The organism is Kribbella sp. NBC_01245 (genome assembly GCF_036226525.1).
In the GTDB taxonomy this organism is placed as follows: Bacteria; Actinomycetota; Actinomycetes; order Propionibacteriales; family Kribbellaceae; genus Kribbella.
Window position 1 is genome coordinate 6386048 of the sequence record NZ_CP108487.1, and the last position, 20227, is coordinate 6406274.

Annotated in this window: 11 protein-coding genes; 7 read left to right on the forward strand and 4 right to left on the reverse strand. The window is 64.0% G+C overall.

What is annotated here, in order from left to right; genetic code table 11:
• Positions 1-355 precede the first annotated feature (355 nt).
• On the forward strand, positions 356-1483 hold the full coding sequence (locus tag OG394_RS29240) for a hypothetical protein (RefSeq protein ID WP_328990325.1): 1128 nt from the start codon (positions 356-358) through the stop codon (positions 1481-1483).
• Between the two features lie 151 nt (positions 1484-1634).
• Complete coding sequence (locus OG394_RS29245; protein WP_328990326.1) at positions 1635-2024, forward strand: pyrophosphatase; 390 nt, start codon at positions 1635-1637, stop codon at positions 2022-2024.
• Between the two features lie 150 nt (positions 2025-2174).
• On the opposite strand, the gene OG394_RS29250 is transcribed toward OG394_RS29245, so the two are convergent.
• A complete protein-coding gene (locus OG394_RS29250) occupies positions 2175-2810 on the reverse strand; it encodes a 2'-5' RNA ligase family protein (protein WP_328990327.1) in 636 nt (211 codons plus the stop codon).
• A 637-nt stretch (positions 2811-3447) separates the two neighbouring features.
• Between OG394_RS29250 and OG394_RS29255 the strand changes: the two genes are divergently transcribed.
• Positions 3448-4707: an MFS transporter gene (locus tag OG394_RS29255; protein WP_328990328.1), complete on the forward strand. Its 1260-nt coding sequence runs from the start codon at positions 3448-3450 to the stop codon at positions 4705-4707.
• Between the two features lie 179 nt (positions 4708-4886).
• Entirely contained in the window at positions 4887-6197 is a 1311-nt protein-coding gene (locus OG394_RS29260; protein ID WP_328990329.1) for a GGDEF domain-containing protein, read from the forward strand.
• 448 nt (positions 6198-6645) lie between these two features.
• Here the strand turns inward: OG394_RS29260 and OG394_RS29265 are convergent, their stop codons facing one another.
• Positions 6646-11463, reverse strand: coding sequence for a DEAD/DEAH box helicase (locus OG394_RS29265; protein WP_328990330.1), 4818 nt, complete (start codon positions 11461-11463; stop codon positions 6646-6648).
• 1010 nt (positions 11464-12473) lie between these two features.
• Entirely contained in the window at positions 12474-12809 is a 336-nt protein-coding gene (gene cutA / locus OG394_RS29270; RefSeq protein WP_328990331.1) for a divalent cation tolerance protein CutA, read from the reverse strand.
• Between the two features lie 264 nt (positions 12810-13073).
• On the opposite strand from cutA, the gene OG394_RS29275 reads away from it, so the two are divergent.
• Positions 13074-14012 (forward strand): PIN domain-containing protein, encoded by a 939-nt coding sequence (locus OG394_RS29275; protein ID WP_328990332.1) that lies wholly within the window; start codon positions 13074-13076, stop codon positions 14010-14012.
• A gap of 460 nt (positions 14013-14472) precedes the next feature.
• On the forward strand, positions 14473-15363 hold the full coding sequence (locus tag OG394_RS29280; protein WP_328990333.1) for a DUF2726 domain-containing protein: 891 nt from the start codon (positions 14473-14475) through the stop codon (positions 15361-15363).
• Positions 15364-15478: 115 nt separating this feature from the next.
• Here OG394_RS29280 and OG394_RS29285 read toward each other — a convergent pair whose 3' ends face one another.
• Positions 15479-15946: a hypothetical protein gene (locus OG394_RS29285; protein ID WP_328990334.1), complete on the reverse strand. Its 468-nt coding sequence runs from the start codon at positions 15944-15946 to the stop codon at positions 15479-15481.
• A 556-nt stretch (positions 15947-16502) separates the two neighbouring features.
• Between OG394_RS29285 and OG394_RS29290 the strand changes: the two genes are divergently transcribed.
• Positions 16503-20099: a hypothetical protein gene (locus OG394_RS29290; protein WP_328990335.1), complete on the forward strand. Its 3597-nt coding sequence runs from the start codon at positions 16503-16505 to the stop codon at positions 20097-20099.
• Positions 20100-20227 lie beyond the last annotated feature (128 nt).

A 20227-nucleotide genomic window follows, 5' to 3' on the forward strand; every position in this document is an offset into this window, starting at 1 on the left:
CATCGTGCCGCAGCCCATCACTCTGCCTCCGGGCGATGCCCTCACTCTTGACGAAGGGCGCGGTCTGCGGTACGGCCTCGGTATGCGCACCGAAGTTGGGCCTTGGTACCGATCCGGTCCGACCCCAGTTGTCGATATGTATCGGCTAGTCCCACCCGGTTCTGAAGGCGGGCGCCGTGCCAGCCTTGGCTCTCGGGTCCGTAGGAGCCGACCTGTCGCGCAGTGGGTCGGTCGCCCCGATCTCTCGACGTTGTGGTTCGTCGTACTGGCGAGTCCTATCCCGGTGTGGATCGACGGGACGCTGACCGCGGAGAACATTACCCGTGACGCCCGGGACGACAGGGAATCTGGATTCGTGGTCACCGCACCGTTCTCCCACCTGGAGAACGCGCGATCCAGGATGCAGCTGGCACTACGTCAGCCCTGGGACCCGTCAGCCGCGCCACCACGGGAGTTCGCCCGTCTGTTCCCCGCAACCACGCAGGTGCTGATCCGCGATACCCGCGAGCAGCTCGACGCCATCGCACCAGCACTCAGTAGTCTGCGCAACGGTCCCGGCTGGTATTTGGCCTGTCAGCCATCGATACCTGCGATCGACCTTGACCTGCCGCCGGGCGCCTCCAATCTGGCCGACACCGAGACGTCCGAAGGCGTACTCGACCTCGTGTCGGCCGAGTATGACGCGTTGCTTGCCGAGTCCGCCAAGCTGGCCTGCGACCAACCTGCACGCGGTGAGCTTCTCGACGTCGCCATCCAGGCTGCACGAGAACAAGTCCGCCGGCTCGCACCCAGCATGGCCGACTGCCAGCACGTTCACCTCATGCGCGGACCGTTCGCGGCACCCCTGCAAGGACCATTCGCCGAGGCCTGGATTGCCGGACTGCACCAAGTCGACAACTCGCAGGCGTCATCCCTGCGCCGGGTTCGGCGGCTACTCGACATCACTGGTCACAGCGACAAGACTGTCGAGGCCGTCTATTCCGCCGTTGACCCCGGTACCGGGTCGCCGCCGCACGACCAGGACCTGGTCGTCGTGCTTGCTCCAGCGACACCAGGAGCGCCGCACTGGGCCGTTGTCGACTGGCCCAATACCAACCAGGGCACCGATCAGGGGTGGACCGACCAGACCGTCCTCGTCGCCGACTCGCCGGGCGAGCACACGCTACTTCTGGCCGTCACCCCGATCAGCATTGGCCGGCCACGCATCACCCCAGTACGAGTCAATCCCGGCGGAAGGTCTTTCGCTTTTGGGACCACCAGCAACACAGCAATCAGCACCTATCTCAACCTGCTCGAACGCGTCATCGCCCCCATCCCTGCCACCCAGCTCGCGATCTTCACCAAGAGCCACCGCGACGTCAACCATCGTCTCTGGCAGGCAATCTCGACGACAACCGGTCCCCTTCGGATCACGTGGCCAGATCTTCAGCGCTGGGCACGCAATGACCTCGAGGCAGGGCGGCGCGTCCGTGCAGTGACGTAGTCACAACTCCGGCCAGCTTGTGCACTTGTTGCGGCGTCTAGCGCCCGAAGCAGTCGGTTCCCAGCTGAAGTGGGGAGTGGTGCTGGACCGAGCGCTGGCGGGGGGATTGACCTGCGCGCCAGTCCGTTAGGTCCATCCCTACGCTGTCTGTATGGATCTAATGCGGCTGGGCGATGATGTCGAGGCGATCTCGCAGGGCTATGCCCGTGCGCATGGGTTCAGGCGGGACGAGACGTGGTTCCTCCTGAAGCTTCAGGAGGAGGTCGGCGAGCTGACCCAGGCATTCTTGATGCGGACTGGCCAGGCTAGGGCCAAGGGGAACACGCAGCAGGAGCTCGACGACCAGTTCGGCGCCGAGCTGGCCGATGTGTTGTGTCACGTGGTGCTGATGGCGCGGCACCATGGGGTCGACCTGGTGGAGCAGGTCGAGCGGAAGTGGCTGGTGTGGCATCCCGACAATTTGGCCTCCGCTGCGAGCGGGTCGGAGGCGACGACCACGGGTCCGCTGATGGCTGGGACGCCCGAGGACGCTCCGCTCTGACAAGGAGATGATGGAGGTGCCGCGGCACCTGTTCGTGCCTGAGGCACCGTTGCCGGAGGCCTACGGGCTGGGCGTGGTGGTGACGCACTGGGACGGGCAGGGTGTCCCGACGAGCTTGTTCTGGCGGGGATTAATTACCCTGCTGGCTGGCTACGGGGCCGGCGCGGTCAAGTCGATGGTGTCGAGCACCTTCCAGGTGTAGATACCCTCTTCGGGGTCTTGGTCGACCGCGAGCAGAGCGACCTGGTCGACGGTGAAGGTGACCGGGTCGCGGTCGGCATTCAGCGCGTTGACAGCGCCAAGGATCGGGTCCGAGTCGCCGTCGGTCAGGCCGTAGCCAAGGCTTGCGTGTGGCCGCTGCCGTGCGCCGTTCGGGTGCAGAGCATCGGCTCCGAGCACCAGGTCGACGGCTGACCGGGTGCGGTTGACCAGCTCGGTGAACTCCGGGACCTGGTAGGCGGTCCGCAGCGTGACTCCGTGCACGCCCATGACTGGCGGCCTCATCGTGAGGTCGAACGGTGCCAGGTCGGCCAGGCTGCCGTGGAGCGCTTCCTTGAGTGCGGTCAGATTCTGTGGTGCCAGGTCGGCCACGTGCGCTTCAATCAGCTGCACGGTCACATGCATCCACTCTGGCCTCTGGACCGACATCAGCGCGGGACGCTCGCGGATAACATCGTGATACTCCGCGACGTACCGCCGGACAACCTCGGGAACGACGATGTAGACGTGCAGCTTCCCGTACGGGGACTTCCACTTAGCCGCGTTAGTCTCGAAGAACCGCTTCATTTTCACCCAATCCACTGCCATACGGCTCACCGCAGCCGATCCGAGGCTGCGCGACGTCAGCATGCCAGGTTCGTGTGGTCTGCTTCGGCCGGTGTTTCAGCGGCCGAGAATCCTTCTGCCTGCGCCAGGTCCTTGCGGCATGCCGGTCCACAACTGCCCGCGGCAAAGGATCCGACGAGATGACCACGCAACCTCGGCTCGAGCCGAGGCATCTTCTATCCGCAACCGGTGAGGCATTGCCGGTTTGTGCAGCGCTGATGGTGAAACATCTCCGGGGCCTCCAGCGATAGAGGGGGCAGGGGAGGGCTTGGGCTGATGCTGGAACGTGGCGGGACGCGATGTTCACGCAACGATGTCCCACCGGAGGTACTGCGGCTGCGGGCGTTGTGGGTGGTCATCACGACGACGGCAGGCACGACAGAGGAGCGTGATGAGGAACTACTCGCCGGGCTAAGACCGCGTGGGTCTGGGCGACCCTGTAGGTGCCAGATTGCTGATCGTCCGCGCTGCGGCTTCCGGCGGCTTTCGTCTTGAGTCACCACGCCGACGGGTCCTGGGGACGCAAGCCGCAGCGATCCTTCCAGCCGCGGATCGGCCTGCGATCGCGCACAACGTGGTTTGTGGGTAGTTTGAATCGGTGACTCGCCGGCCCGCCCCGCAGCCTGGTCAGGATCCAGCAGAACCGAAGGCGACCTACCGCGACGTGTTCGCGGTCGCGGAATTCCGTGCGTTGTGGTTCGCGCAGCTGGCATCCGTGGCAGGGGATCAACTCGCCCGGGTGGCGCTTGCAGTTCTCGTGTTCGACCGGACCGGATCGGCTGGGCTGTCGGCGTTGACGTACGCGTTGACGTTCCTGCCCGATCTGGTGGCCGGGCCGCTGTTGTCGGGGCTGGCGGATCGGTTTTCGCGGCGCCGGGTGATGGTGGTGTGCGACCTGGCGCGGATGCTGCTGGTTGCTGTGATGGCAATCCCGGGTACGCCCTTGTGGCTGCTCTGTGTGCTGCTGGTGGTGGTCCAGTTCTTCGCCTCGCCGTTTCAGGCGGCCCGGGCAGCGTTGCTGCCGTCGATCCTGACCGGCGAGCAGTACGTGAAATCGAGCGCGGTGTCGAACATGACGTCGCAGTTCGCACAGGTGGTCGGATTCGTTGCCGGCGGCACTCTCGTCGCTGCTCTCGGCGCGCACCGCACGTTGCTGGTCGACGCTGCCACCTTCGCGGTTTCGGCCGCGCTAGTTGGCTTCGGGATCCGCGACTATCTCCTCGATGGAGACCCGGCTCACCGACCGTCGTGGCTGACGCAGATCGCGGCGGGTGCGCGGCTCGTCTGGGGGGACCGGCGCCTGCGGTACCTGGTGCTGCTGGCGTCGCTGATGGGGTTCTACATCACGGTCGAAGGTCTCGCCGTCCCGTACGCCGCCGCGCTGCCCAACGGCCCAGTCACGGGCGCGGTTGCAGTCGGGGTCCTGCTGGCGGCCAACCCAGCCGGCACGGTCACGGGCATGGTGCTGGTGACCCGGCTGGATCCGGTGCTGCGGATCCGGCTGATCCGGCCGTTGTCGATCGGGGCATGCGCACCGTTGATCGGCTGTCTCGCCCAGCCGGGCCTCGTGGTGACGGTGCTGTTGTGGTTCGTGTCTGGGGTCTGCTCGGCCTACCAGCTGCAGGCGAACGTGATGTTCGTACAGAGCGTCCCGGACGCACAGCGGGGCCAGGCGTTCGGCCTGGCCCGCACCGTGATGATCGTGGCGCAGGGGGTCGGGATCCTGCTGGCCGGGATGGCGGCGGACCGGTGGCAGCCCGCTCATGTCGTTGCGGCGGCCGGCGTGCTCGGCGTGATCGCCGCGGCTGGTGCGGCCACGGGTTTCACCCGGGCAGAGCGTGCGCACACGCCGGCCTGAGCTCAGCGAACTTGCTCCGGATCGGAGAAGGAAAGGGGGGATCGTCAGTGCCATTCGCCGTTACGCATGAGCAGGCACCTCCTCCCAAGGGGGGCTCTCCGCATCGCCAGTGACGGTGACATTCGGTGATGAGTCGCTTACCCTGGCGGTGGGGACCTACGTGAGGCGGGGGTTGTTCCATGTTCAGTATCCGGCATCGGCGGCCCGGCCGTCGCCGCCCGGACCGGTCGCGCGCGCTGCGCAACTGGGAACTATGGTCGATCCCGCCTGTCCTGCTCGGCTACGTCCTGACTGTCGACGTCCTCGCCCTGGCCGCCCCGGCTATTGCGGCCGGCGTCGACCCGATCGGACAGACGGATCTGATCCGTTTCGCGATCCTCGCGGTGGGCTCTGCGGTTCACATCGAGGCGGCCCGGGGGACCGAGCGGCTGCGTGAGCTTGCCGCAGAGGGCCTGCCGTATGTGAATCTCAAGGGCATGTGGACCTTCGCCGCGGTCCTCCTGCTGCCGCCTCCGCTGGCGTTCGCGCTGATCGTGTCGACCTACCTGCACTCATGGCTGCGGCTGAACCGGGTCCGGGCCTACCGGCTCGTGTTCACGACCGCCACCGTGGTACTCGGCTCGGCGGCTGCAGCGCTGGTGATACAGGCGCTGTCGCCTGATGGCTATCCGGGTTTTCCCTCAGGTCCGGTCGGACTGGTCGTGCTCGTGCTGGCGGGACTGGCCTACTGGTTCGTCAACTACGGCCTTGTCATCGGCGCCGTGCTGCTGTCCAGCCCAGAAACCACCGCCCGCCAGATGGTCGGCCGGCTCAACGACCACTTCGTTGGTTTGGGTTCGCTCGGACTAGGCGCGGCAACCGCGATCGTTCTGCTGCATCAGCCTTGGGCGATCCCCGTCCTGCTCGCCCCTCTCCTCGGCCTGCACCAAGGGCTGCTGGCCGGTCAGTTCCAGACCGCCGCCCGCACCGACGCCAAGACCGGACTGGTCAACGCGGTGTTCTGGCATGAAATGGCGGCAAAAGAACTCGAGCGCGCCACCAGCACCAACTCTGCGCTAAGCGTGCTCTACGTCGACCTGGACTACTTCAAACCGATCAACGACACCCACGGCCACGATGCCGGCGACCAGGTCCTCCAAGAGGTCGCCGCCGAGCTGCAGCGGGCCACCCGTGCCGACGACATCGTCGGGCGTCTCGGAGGTGAAGAGTTCGCCATCCTGCTGCCCAGCACGAACCCTGCCGATGCCGCCAAGCTCGCCGAGCGCGTCCGCCGGCGCGTCGCTGGCCTGTGCATCACTGTCCCTGGCAAGAACGGTCAGAACGCGATGATCGACAACCTGACCTGCTCGGTCGGTGTTGCGACGTTCCCCGACGCCGCGGATACCCTGCAGCTGCTGGTGAAGGCCGCCGACGAGGCGCAGTACGCAGCCAAGGCCGCAGGCCGCAATCAGTTCGTCGTCGCCCCCGTTGCTGTGCCACCGCTTCCGTAGTACCTGCCGGTCGATCCCGCCTAGCGAGCTTCGATGAAGCTGGTACGTCGTACCGGTGTCACTGGTGAACGGGGCAGCGAGCCGGGCATCAGACGTCGGTCAGGGACTGGGCCGCTGCGTCAAGACTGGCATCGAACCGAGCTCGGATGCTGTCCGGCAGGCAGACCCGACGCACACGACCGTGTGCTGGCTCAAGACCTTGACCACATCCTCCTCTCCAATGACGGGCGGCCGAGTAAGGGGCTAGCTGGCCTGAGTCCGGAGGAGACCTGTGGTTGGGGCCTGCACGTGACGAGGTAGACAATCGCCTCAGTTGCATGTCGGGTAGTGCCCGTTGACCACGGTGAGTGTGCTGGGTCGTTCGCGCCCAACCATTCGGAGGCGTCCAACCACCCTCTATGGGCTGGAAACGTATGGGCGGTACCCATTCGCGGCCAGCCCCGAGGTGTCAAGGTTCGACGATCTCCAGATCGGGCAGGGCATCAATGATCTTCATGGTCTCCACGGAAACGGTCACCACCCGGCCGACCAGGTCGATGATGTAGCGCGGGTCGGCTACCTCGGTAGACCACTGGTTTGCGTCATTGACGATCCCAGAGTTCTTGTCGGTGCGCACTTGGTAGCGCTCCAGGACCCATTCCAATGCCGTCCGGGGTCCCAGCCGGTATCGGTGTGTATCTTCCGGGATGCCGTCTAGCGTGATGTGATCGTTGTAGACGATCGTGCTGCGGTCCGCCTTTTCTCCTGCGGCCTTCTGCTCAGCGCTTGGGGCGCCTGGCCGCATCTTCTCGACCCGGTAATACCGGTAATCGTCTCCGTCGCGTTGCTCGAGAGCGTCGAGACCGCCCAAAGGATACGGCGTCACCGACTCATAGCCGAGGTGAAGGTTCGACAGTTCTCGTCCGGCGCGGACGAAGCCGCGGAAGTCCCGGACCAGGGGGATTCGGGGTAGTAGCTTTTTCAAGTCCGCAGCATAGGTCTTCCGGTATACCGGGGAGTGCAACAAGCCATAGCAGTAGAAGTAGACGTCGTCCTTCGTGACGGACTGATCCGGATAGGACTGTCGGAATTTTGCCAGGGCCTCGTCGGTGATGTTGTCAACCCGTCGGTACCCGCCGACGCCGCCCTCTTCGTCGGTGTCGAAGGCCAGGTCCAGAGTGTCCTCCTGAGCGGGGAGTGGCTCCCAGACCCACCGAGGAAAGAACTGCCCGGTATCGAGTAGGTGCAGATCGGGCAGCCGATCGGTCGCGATCACGCTGAACTCGTAATGCGACGACACCCCAGTCAGCAGGAAGCCGTAGTTATCGTGATCGGCCGTAGGAAAGGCACTCGGCAACCGTCTGCGGTCCTCGTTCAGCGCGGCGGAGAAATACACGTGCTGTAGTTGGAACGGCCGATAGCATGCGATCCGATGCGATGACGAATCGGCGCTGATCGGCTGCCCTTGCGAGAACCGGGCAAGGAGGCGGCGCGACCAGCTGATCAGACGTGGGTCGCGTGGTACGTCCCGCTCGCTGAGACCGTCTGCAAGAGCGCCCTGGTAAGTGCTGACGAGGCGGTCCACGCTCGCCGTCAACTCCGCGGCCGAGGAGTTGTAGACCCACGCATCCCGGTTGGTGGTGAGCCCCTTCGAGGTGACGGCGAATACCGACACACCGTCCTTGGCATGCAGCGGCAGGAAGCCACCAAACTCCTCGCGTCGTTGATCCAGCCAGTCGCCGTGCTCGTCAGGTGTGATGCGAACTGCCCCAGTGCCCAGGATCGAGCGTGCCTCGACGATCTCGGCGACCTTTTCCTGCGCAGTGGTGAAGTCACCCACCTGTGCATAGTGCAGTTCTGCCGGACCGGGCCGGGCCGTGTCCTTGACTAGCACCACGATCGCGATGCCTGCGATGGATCCACCTGAGCCCTTGGCGAATGCCTCGAATATCGGTCGACCCTCGGCGCCGGCGTTGCGACGGTTGCCGCGCAGATTGAAGATATGAATCGCGGCGAACTCTTCGTGAAGGGACTTGCGCATGCCGTCGGCGGAGTTGGAGTTGAGGAAACCGCCGTTGGTGACGTAGGCGATGACACCGCGGTCGCCGACCCGCAGAGAGGCCCACTTGATCGCCCGAACGTATGAGTCGTAGAGACCGCGAATCGAACTCGTCGCCGATTTCGCAGCGTAGGTTTCCCGGATTGCTGCGTCGATGGTCGGGTACACGGTGTTGGCGTTGTCGTCGTTGGCTGAGGCCTGACCTACCGAATAAGGAGGGTTGCCTACGATGACTGTGATCGGCAGGTCACGCTGACGGCTGATCCGCTGATTGTTCTCCGGGAAGATATGGAGATCGTCTCGGTCGCCGTCCTCATAGGACTGAAAGGTGTCGGTGAGCACCAGGCCGGGGAACGGTTTGTAGGAGCCAGGCTCCTCGCCGTCGTCGATCGCCAGTGCAGCATAGGTGGTCTCGATGTTGACCGCGGCAATGTAGTACGCCAGCAGCAACATTTCATTGGCGTGAAGCTCGTGGGCGTACTTACGGGCGAGATCATGGGGGGAAATCAGCCCCGATTGCAGTAGCCGCACGACGAACGTGCCGGTGCCCGTGAACCCATCCAGGATGTGGACGCCTTCGTCGCCGAGGCCCTGCCCGAACTCCTGGCGCAGGACTGCATCGGCCGATCTAAGGATGAAATCGACGATCTCGATCGGCGTGTAGACGATACCGAGCCGGTCGACGGTCTTCTTGAAGGCAGTGGCGAAGAACTTGTCGTAGAGCTCGACGATAACGCGCTGTTTACCGTCGGCGTCTCGGACACCCTCAACACGGCGACGTACCGAAGCGTAGAACCGCTCGAGCTTGTCGTTCTCGGCTCCGAGGTTGTGCTCGTCGAGGCTACGCAGCATCAGCTCCATGGTTTGCGCGACAGGGTTATGTGCTGTGAAGTCGTAGCCCTCGAAAAGGGCTTCGAACACAGGCCGGGTGACCAGATGTTGGGCCAGCATCTCGACGGCCTCATTGTGGCTGATCGACTCGTTGAGATTGCCCTGCAAACCAGCCAAGAACGCCTCGAACTCCCTGGCTGGCGGCGATTCAGGATCCGCCAGCAGTCCCTGAATCCGGGTTATGTGGGCCTGAGCGATGTCTGAGACGTCACGTGCCCAGGTTTCCCAGTAGCGTCGTTCGCCGACTTTTTGCACGATCCGGGCGTACATCGCGTCGCGGAATCCCTCGAAGCCATAGTCAAGGGTGAGCTGGGAACTTTGGTCGCTCTCGCTGCTCGGGCTCTCATGCGGACGTTCGGCCTCAGGACGAGGAGTCACATCGTCGATCACGAGCCTGTTGGTCTTGTTCTTGTTCAGCTCGATCTGGTTGATCATCGCGTGGAATCGGTCGTCATGGGACCGCAGTGCCTGCAGTACCTGCCAGACCACCTTGTAGCGCTCGTTGTCCCGCAGCGCCTCCTCGGGACTCACCCCGGAAGGCACCACGATCGGCAGGATGATGTAGCCAAGTTCCTTGCCGGGCGCTTTGCGCATCACGCGCCCTACGGACTGTACGACATCCACCTGGGAGCCGCGCGGGGTCAAGAAGAGCACGGCGTCGAGGGCCGGCACGTCCACGCCCTCCGAGAGACAACGGGCGTTGGTAAGGACCCGGCACACGTCATCGGGAGTCTTGTCTCTCAGCCAGGCCAGATGCGTGTTGCGCTCGTGGATTCCCATCGTGCCGTCCACGTGTGCAGCCTCAACGCGGAGCTGGTTTCGCACGGCGCCGTTCGCGGCCTCGTCCTGGAGCGCGCGGTCGATCAGTGTCGGGAAGCTGGATGCGGCGATCTTAGAGGCCTTGATGTCTTTGGCGAAGGCGACCGCCATACGCATCGGTGCCTTGTCCGCGATCGCTGTCCCGGCCGAGCCGTAGTGTTTCGACAGACCGTTCCAGCACCCGATCAGCTTTGCGGCATCACCAAGAGCGATCTCGCCGCCATGTGCCATGGCGCCCTGGAAGTTCTCCGCGACGTAGGACTCGTCGACAGCCAGGACCAGTACCTTGTAATCGGTCAGCAGGTCCGCCTCAACTGCGTCCCCGAAGCCGAGCCGGTGCAGCTCGGGGCCGTAGGTGCTTGCATCTCCCATGTCGGCGAGGACGGCCTCGGCATCGAGCGCCTTACGACGAACCTCCTCACCGAAAACTCTCGGCGTAGCGGTCATATAGAGCCGCTTGGCCGCCTTCAAATAGTCATTGTCGTGCACCCTCACGAAGTGAGACTCGTCAGTCCCAGCGAGGGTGACACCGGTAGTCCGGTGGGCCTCGTCGCAAATGATCAGGTCGAACGCATCGAGGCCATCCTGTTGTGCCTGAGCCACAACGTCGATTGACTGGTAGGTCGCGAAGACGACCTTCATCCGGTCCGTTGCATGTCGGCCGCTGGTCATCCTAGCCAGGAGGGCGGCTGCATTGGTAGTGGCGGGCTCTGTGAGGTCGATGACGGACATATCCGCGTCGTCGCTGTTTACTCGGCGACCGACCCGAACATCAGAACAGACCGCAAACGGGCGAATGTCGAGCGACGCCTCGGCCATCCATTCGCGCAGTGACTGACTTAGCAGCTGGATGGACGGAACAAGGAATAGCACACTGCCGCCGACGCCGACCAGTTCCTCGGCGATCCGCAACGAAGTGAACGTCTTTCCGGTTCCGCAAGCCATTACGAGCTTGCCTCGGTCGTGCTCCACGTATCCGCGGCGGACGTCGTCGAGGGCGCGTTGCTGATGCGGCCGTAGTACCTTTGGTCCGGTCGGTACCAGGATTTCAGGGGTGGTCCACGAAAACTGAGACCAGTCCACCCTGGCCTCGGACAGGTAGCCGATGTCGATTCGCTGTACAGGTACCGCGAGCCCCTGAAGCGCGTGCTTGGCGTTGTCGGACCAGTCGGCGGCGGTGTCGAAGATGTAACGGTCGGAGAACTCGACACGGCCTGAAGATGCCACAAATGAATCGATGTCCGCCTTGGCGACTTTGTGGCTGGGATCGTAGAACTTGCACTGAATTGCCGTGTAGTCGTCGCGGTCGCGGTTCGCCGCCACCAGATCGATTCCCGTGTCGGGCCGACCTTGTCGACCAGGCCATTGCGACCAAAGCCACACCTCGGAGAAGCGCGCGGTCCACTCGGGGTCGCTGCGCAAATAGCTGGCAACCAAACGCTCGAACTTGTCGCCCTTGTCGCGCTCGTCAAGAGCAGTGGCCCGCAACTGCTCTAGTACCTCGTGGATCGTGACCATAGGCCGCATCTTTCCGCACAGTCCCTGTGCCGCAACTAGGGGGGAGGGAACGGTCGTGTGTAGCCGGCGAAGCCAGCGCTTTACATCGCGCGAGATCAGCCCACGACGAACCCAGTTGGTCGACCGAAGGGTCTCCCAGGTTTCCGTCGTGGCCTCGTGCTCCGCGAGCGGCTTCGGGCCACCGCGAATCCCTCCTGTCGCCAACACTGGAGCAGTCCCTGGCCCCGTAGACCGTGCTGGCGCCGGACCAGCTAGTAGATCTCAACGCCGAGAGCTGACAGCAGCCGGAGTCTGTAGTCCCCGAGGTGACAGGTCCGGCGCTCAACTTCTGCCCGCACGAGCGTGGACCTGTCACCTCGACAACCCGGTGATGCCGCTTGGCCGTCGTGGACTGTGTGGGCGCTGGTCGATCCGGCCAGCGCTGACCGCGGTCACAGCTGATGGCGCGAGTGAGGCATGGCGGGCGAGCGTCTGGAGCGTTCGCTTGCGGTCAGGTCAGCCGGCATTGACGTGATGGCGAAGGTCCCGCGGTTGATAGCCGCCACGGACACTTAAGCCGGCCGCAGCCCAGAAGAGGCGCGAATCGGACAAATGACCGCCGAAGTGTGCCAAGTCAGCCCAGGATGCTCCTGCCGCAGCGCCAGGAGGCTGGCCGTTGTGAGTCAGCCACGCTGAACATCCTCGCGTGTGCAGGGCCGCTCGACCCAGCCCAAAGCATAGGGCCGACACGCCGTGTAATCCACGGTGAAGGCAAAGTCGCCGTCCGGCTGCGCAGGATCGTTGGCCGCGCGCTTCCGCCAGCCACGGCGCTCACCGGACATGGTGTCTTGCCAGGGGTTGTTCAGCCGTGGAGTGTGCGGCCAGCCTGCAATCCGCCCGAAGCGCCCGCGACTGATCCATTGGAGGAGATCGCGGACCGGTTGACGACCGGAAACACGGCGACACGATCCGTCGATGCGACGTGTTGGCGCACTAGACCCGCCCGCTCCGGATCGAGTTCTGATCTGGAGCTATTCACCGTGTGAGTCCAGATCGATGGCACGATGGATCGAAGCCTCGTAATCGGCAGCGATCGAATCAACTCGCACGCCCATTACCTGCGGCTGGTCGCGCGTGTGCTTGTCCAAGAGCAGATCGTGCAGGCCGTCGATGCGGCTCTCAATAGTGATAAAAGTGAGCCGCCACTCCTCGATCTCGACATACGAGCCTTGGCGCCACGTCATCGTCGTCGCCGGTCCCAGAATCTGCCCGCTCGCCGCGAGCCCGTCCTGCACGGCGAGGCGGGCCAACCTCACGGCGTCATCGCGGGTATCTACCGCCGTGCAGACCTGCCAAGTAGTCGACATCATTGCTCCCAGCTGTCGATGAGATCCATACGCATGGCGAACCTTTCGGTCGCTTTCCTTGCCTGAGGAGCGGGCTCCCCGATTCCGGACTGGGCATGGCAGCGGTCTCAGTCTCTGACAAACAATTCGCCAGAGCGCGAGTCAGGAGTCCGCCGCGGACGCGCACCGGGCCTCACCTGTTGCCCACAGGCTGGAGGCGACCCAGATTCTAGCGCCGCCGACCACGGCTGCCCTAGGACCACGAGGGTGCGCAAATTCGCAGCGGTGGTGGCGGTGACCTGTCAGGATTTCAGCATGCTCGTCACCTTGACTCCTGGCGTCGACCGGGACCGCGTCCTCGAACTGCTGTGGAAGGCCTCGGTCGAGATCACCAACCACCACGGCGACCAGGACAGCTACGTGAAGTGGGTGATGGACATGGCACGGTTGCTGCGTGGCCAGATTGCCCAAGCCGACTTGGACCAGCTGCTGCTCACGCCGGCCTTCTACCGCCTCGCGGATCCGGTCACGAATGGGACGCCGCAGGCCCGCCAGTGGCTTGAGGCCGAGCTGTCCGCCCGGGCGGCTGGGCTCACTGCCGCCCACGAAAAGCTTCAAATGCAGATCCGCACTTGGACTGCGTCCGCCGACAAGGCCTTGGCGGTGGTCGACACCAGTGTGTTCCTTTCACACCCGGCGTGGACACGGGACGCGGACCCTGCCGCGGTCGTCGCCAGTATTCCCTGGGCCGAAGAGCTGGGGGTCGGGTTCGCTGATGTGCTGCTGGTGCTCCCCGAGGTGGTGATCCGCGAGCTCGACCGGCAGAAGGAGTCGGGCAACCAGGCGCTACGCTGGCGCGCCTCGGTAACGCTGGCCGTCATCGACAGGCTCCTGCCCAACCCGCACGACACGGTCCTGATCCGGGCCGCGGATCCCGACTGGGATGCGATTGCTGCGCGAGATGAGATGCCACATGGACGAGTCGATCTGCGGGTGTTCTTCGACGATCCGGCGCACCGGCCGCTCGCGGATTCCGACGCGGAGATCATCGATCGAGCGATGGCGGTACAGACGCTCGCCGGCGCCAAGGTGCGGCTGGTGACCATGGATACTGGGATGGGACTCAATGCGCGCCGGCGCGGATTGCTGGTGACGAAACCGGAGAGAGTCATCGAGCCTCCGCCCCCTGAGGGCCGGTCGACGCGCTCAGGTCGGCAGAGCTAACGGTGGCCCACGGCCTACCGGTGAGCTGAGCGATTGTGTGTTGTCACCTGCTGGGCTAACCCTCCCCGACAGGGGCATTGCCCTGTGGCACCTGCGGGGTGAAGGGCGGGCCCCGGCCCCGGCTGTGCTACCGCAACCGGGGTGGGGGTGTGACCGCGCGGAACGTTGATGGGTGCATCATCTGGTGTTTCCCCTCCTCGACCGATGTCCTGAGACATCGACCAGCCTTGACCTGGGCTTGCCACGTCCCAGGACATCGGTGAACTTCTGTGTCAGGACATCGGTGACACATCCGGGGGTGCTTGGCGGTGACACTCTCGGCTGTGTCGAGCGGTGCCGACCATCAATGAATCCGCTGATCCTCGTGTCCGACTCGCGATCCGTGATAGGACCCGGCCCGATGGCTGGCTGCGGCGCTGGAGCCGGCAGCCGGGCGGCCGGGAAAGCTATCGTGCAGAGCGTGCCAGGACTACGGAGGATCCTCACCGACGGCGAATCGAAGGTGGACCGTGTGCTCGACGAGTACGCGCGCGAAAACGGTTACCGGTTGCTCCTCAAGCCTCGCTTCCGCGACGTGATCGACGTCGACGACATGCACCTGACCGGGCGCGAGCGGAACTTCACCTTCACGGCACACTTCGACTTCATCGCCGCCGACGCCGCAACTAGCCTGCCGATTCTTGCGATTGAGTATGACGATGCGCGGCATCGGACGGATCCGGAGCAGCGTGAGCGCGACAAGATCAAGGATCGGCTCTGCCAGGCCGCAGGTCTGCCGATGCTGCGCGTCGATAGCCAGTTCGCCCGTCGCGAGGGCCGTTGGCGGGTACTCGGCTACATCTTGGAGATGCACGAGGTCGGCAAGGCTTTCCACGCCGCCCAGCAAGCTGGGCAGGTTCCGTGGGACGAGCCGTTCATCCACAATCTGATCATCGACATGAGCAACTCCAGCCGTCCGACATTCACCGGCCTCGATCAGGCTGCGCTAGAGCGGCTCAGCGACCTGCGCGGTGCCGGTACGATCGGCCCCTACGGGGGGTGGTGGCGCGACGTCGACGGACAGATCGAGGCGTGCTGTGTGCTCGATCTACTGAATGGCCAGTTCATCTCCTCGCTGGTCTCGATCCGCAAGTTCGCGATCGAGGGCATCTCGGCTCGGGCGGTCGCCGACGAACTAGCGACCGCCGAACTCGGCTGGCTGATGCAGCGCTACGAGGCCGGGGAGCCGGTCGCGCTCAGCGCCCAGCAGGGCAATGCGCTGCTAGATCGGCTCGGACGCGACATTCGTCGTGCCTGGTCTCCGGAGGGCTGGATGATGCGCTGGGGCTCGATGCCGTCGTCGGAGACCTGACGGCGACAGGCGACGCTGAACTCGACCCCGCGGCGCACGCCACAACACCCCCGGAACCCATCACCGATGTGCTCACACATCAACTGCTACCGATCTCCTGGCGCAGAACCATCACCTAGGCCGTGCTGGATTGCCGTGTGGTCGCCGCCAGACCGGCGGTGAGCCTATGAGATTGGGCCAGGTCGGCGAGCCGGAACCCGACCAGGTCGTTGCTGCTTGAGGTGCGAGCCGCTGCGGATTCCGCTGGGGGTATGACGACAAACAGGGCGTGCCCTGTTACCGCGGCGTCGATCCAGTCGCAGTTGGCATCGAGGTTGCCCGGCAACTGGAGGGCGGAGCCGCGGGCGGCGAAGGATATGAGTTCTCGGCTGGTGTGGAGCAACTGCAGTCGACCAGAGCTAAGCCATTGACGGCGCTGCCACTCCTCCGGGCCGACCTTGCTGATCACGCCAGCCATCGTCAGCTGCTTGCGGATCGCAAGATAGGAGTCGGCTGTCCTGGGTTCAAGGAGCAGGCTGGCGAGAGGGCCTTCCTGCGTGTCTAGGGTTGCTAGAGCCCAGTGGGGCGGGTGGGCGAGCACCACGATGCGACCACCTCTCCTGAAGAAACATCTGTTATGTCGCCGAGGCCCGCAGTTGCTGACCGATGCCCGCTTGCCAGCGGCTCCACAGCCGCTAGTGAATCACGATTTCGAGTGGCGATAGCACTAGCAATTTGTAGCTATCGAGATGGTGGGTGCGACGTTTCAGCTCTGTCAGAATCAGCGGGTGTAGCCGTACCCGCGAGAGATCGGAAGGTCGGGATGCCCTCCGCCGACGAGGCCGGTGATAGCCAACTCGGCCCTTGCTGATGTTGGACACGGTTGACGGCGACAGCGTCGCGTCGCGGGCGAGCTTCTGCAGTGGTCCGCCAGGCATGAGGCAACCTTAGGGCTATGCGGTCCTCGAAGGTGCAGATCCGACAGGTTTCAACATATCGACAGGGGTGAGTCGCTACGATCCAACGCCGAGCTCACCGTCGGCCCTGCGGTTAGGCTGAGTTGCGGCCAGTTCTGACGACCGCGCGCAGATGCTCGTCGGGAAGAGGTGACAGTGGCGGAGAGAGAATTCGGTGGGCCATTCTCAGTCGCAGCTCATCAGGTGGAAGCACTCGGCACCAGCTTCGTACCCTTCGTCAACGCCTTGCTTGATGCCGAAGCTGCCGTCGCTGGTCTGGACGGCTGGCAGCTGAGCACCACATACCGCGAGAACATCGGCGACCTGGGCATCGACGCCGGAATCCGAGGAGCCCGCAAGACCCGCCACATTCCAGCCGGCGACAGTGCCTGGCAGTTCAAAGCAGGAGACCTCCTGCCGGCCAAGTGCAAGGCTGAGTTGCTTCGACCTGATCTGCGTGAACCGTCGGCAGCCCTTGAGACCGTCCGGGCCGGCGGTACTTATCGCCTGGTTCTCGGCGCAGACTTAACGCCCGTCAAGGTCACCAAGCGACGCAAAGCGCTGGAAGAGGCAGCAGCGAGCAAGGGGATCGAGGTAGTTTCTGGGATGTTCGAAGTTCTACCGGCGAGTGCGTTGGCTTCCTGGGCCGAAGAGCACCCATCCCTCGCGGTATCACCGCTGTTAGGCGGGATCGGGAACGTCGCAATGCCGCTTGCCCAATGGAGCCGCGTCGGCCGGCTCAGCAACGAATGGCAGGCGTCGGCCTCACGTACGAGGCTACCGACCTACCTCGAGACATTTGTGACCGGTCGCCGCGTTCCTGACCTGCGTCTGGAGGGGGTCAGCGGTATCGGTAAGACCCGAGCAGTGCTTGAGGCCCTTCGCTGCCAACCCTTCGCGCATCTTGTCGCGTATCTGCCCGCCTATAGATCTGCCCCGCAAGGTCTGCTTCACCACCTTCAGTTCCAGCGGCGACCGACAATTCTGGTGATCGACGAATGCGAGGCACGCGAGCACGACCAACTTGCTGGCATGTTGACAGTGGATTCGCCAGTCCGGCTCATCACCATCGGACACCCCACGGGGTACAGAGGACGCTCGGAACCGCTGGTGATCGACGATCTCGAGGAGCACGCTGTCGCTGGCGTCATCAAGACTGCGGAACCGAACCTGTCCGCGGAACATCGAGATTTTGCTGTTGCAGCTTCGGCCGGGAACCCCCGGTTGGCGCAGATCTTCGCCGATGCTCTGAGTAAGAACCCGAATGCCACTGTCAATGATCTCATCAGCCAAGACATCATCGAGACCTACATCACCGCGGATCTTCCTAAGGACAGCAACCGCCTGGCCTACTATGTCGTCGCGCTTGTTCCCCACGTGGTATTCCATGGCGGCAGCAGCAATGCCTTTCGCGAGCTTGCGTCGGTTCTTCCGGTCACCGAGATCGATCTGAGGATGGCCCTCGACCACCTGGACGGGCTCGGACTCGTCTTAGGCGTCAGTTCGACCGGTCAGCCAGACGTCCGTACCTGCAAGATCACGCCGCATCCATTGGCCTTGCATCTGGCCCGTCGTGCTTGGGAAGTCCTGACGACCAGGATCCTGAACGACCTACTGCCGGCGGTGGCGAACAGCGACCTGCTCGACGACCTGGTGCAACGAGTCGCCGAGCTGGGCTCATCCGACGTAACCAGCGCTGCCGCACGACACATTCTCGGCTCGGCGAAGCTGCTCGAAGCGCTCCGCCCCAATGGCAGTCATGAATACGGCACTTTGTTGTCGAACCTGGCCGCGATCGCCCCAGAGGCTGTCTGCGACCTCGTGGAAGCCGAGGTGAATGCCAGTCCCGAGTACGAGCTACTCGACCTGCTAGAACAATGGGAAGCGGCACGAGAAGCACTCGACCGCCTCGCGTGGAACACCAGCACCTTCAGGAGAGCAGCAGACCTCATCCGCCGGATCGCTCGAACGGCGCCTATTGAGGATCCGAGCAAACCTAGCCCCGCCATCGTCGGCCTGGCGGACCTTGATAGCCACGACCCATTCATCGTGCGATTCACAAACCTATTCGGAGCGATCCTGCCCAATACGGCAGCGACTCCAGCGGCCCGCCTCAGATACCTGCGGGCCATCCAGACATCCAGCGATGTAAGGGACCGCCGGCTCGCCGTCCTGGCAGCAAGCCGAGCGATACAGCCGGACGAAACAGCCTTCGGATCCCTGCATAGCCAAGGCACGATGCTGATCGAAAGCCGCGGCATTCCCTCCACCTGGGGCGCAGCCTGGGACTACAAAGCCGATGCCATCACCATCCTCGGTGCGTTGGCCAAGGACGTGGACCCCGTAACAGCTAACTCGGCTGTCGCTTCTCTGGCGGACGCCATCCAAGAGCTGCTGGAGACGAACTTTCTCAGCATGACTCTCGTCCCTGCCCTGCTGAGACTCGCGTCGACGCAACTTCAGCCGGTGCGCACAGTAATGGCCGAACTGCGACTACTGCATCGCGACAGCCAGAACAGAAGCATCCTCAAGAATCTCGAATACCTCGAGACCAAGCTCCCGGGGCCAACCGCAGAAGAGACGGTGGAGTACCTGGCCGATGTCAACACATCGCACGACCTTGACGGCGACTGCTTCTATCCGCAACTGAGAGCGGCCGTTGAACGCATCAATCAGTCCGATCGCATCAGTCTCCTGCTAGACATTCTGCAGCGGAGACCACGTGCGTCATTCTGGATCGGCCGGATGCTCGGCGAGGTTGCTGGCCAAGATGAGACCGTAGAAGCCGCCCTCACGGAGCTCGCGCGCACCGGCGAAACGCCCTTGATCGGCTACCTCCACGCCCTCAACCAGAGTCAAAGCGGCGCTCACGACCGGTTCCTCGACGCCCGAGTAGGCGCCACGCTGGACCGCGGCACACGGTTGCGTGTGACGGTGCGCAGTCCACACACCGAGGAAGCGGCGATCCGCGCACTCAAACTCAGCGCCCGTCTCGAACCGAGCGACGGTGCACGCGTACTCCTCGGCTGGAAGGTGCGCGATGAGGAGCTGGTGACACTGCTGAGTAACTGGCTGACCCGGCTCAGTACGCAAGCGGACTACAACGCCGTCGTCGACTGCGTACGCCAGATGCTGTACGGGCGCCCCGCCTGGATCGAGATCGTCGATCCCCTCGTGGCGGAGCTGGTTGCCCAATGCAAGCGCTTCCCAAAGCTCATGCTGGAAGCGGAGGACTGGAGCTGGCTCGCGATGCGGCAGCTCAATAGCCAGCCACAAGCGCTCGCCAATCTACTGGTCGAGCTGATCGAAGCCGGCCGTTTCCAGGTCGGCGCGCTCGGACGTACTGGTCGGAAGCTCCTGCCAGCCTGCGTCGCAGCAACCCAACCCCAAACCTGGCTAAGACTGATGGATGGCACAGCAGCCGAGAACCCCCGCTATGTCCGGGCGGCAGCGCGCTGGCTCGGCGAGGCCACCGACGTGGAAACCGCGAAGCTCTGGGTCGGTCACGATGTCATCAAGGCGAGATCACTGGCTGCGGTCACTGACCTCCGTACCGAGTTCGGGCCAGTTTGCCGGTTCCTCATCACACAATTCGGGCAGGACGTCGACGTCAGTTCGCTGATGGGCGGCTCACTGGTTGCCGGACGATGGATTGAGGAAGAGTCGGACGAACTCGAGGCTGAGCTCGAGGTGCTCGTGCAGCGTGTCAACGACAGTGACCCGATTGAGCTTAGGCAGTGGGTGGAGGCGACTGTAGAACATCTTCGCGAGCAGATTGCGCGGGCGAAGCCGGTTTACTAACGAAAAACGGTCAGAGAGTTCCCAAGTCCGTCAGCAGCCCGGGCCGCCAGGTTCGTTCGCTGTCAGCCGGTCCGTCCGCACGGTACATGCCTGCAGCCGCTGAGCCACATGCTCCGGAGACACCGCCA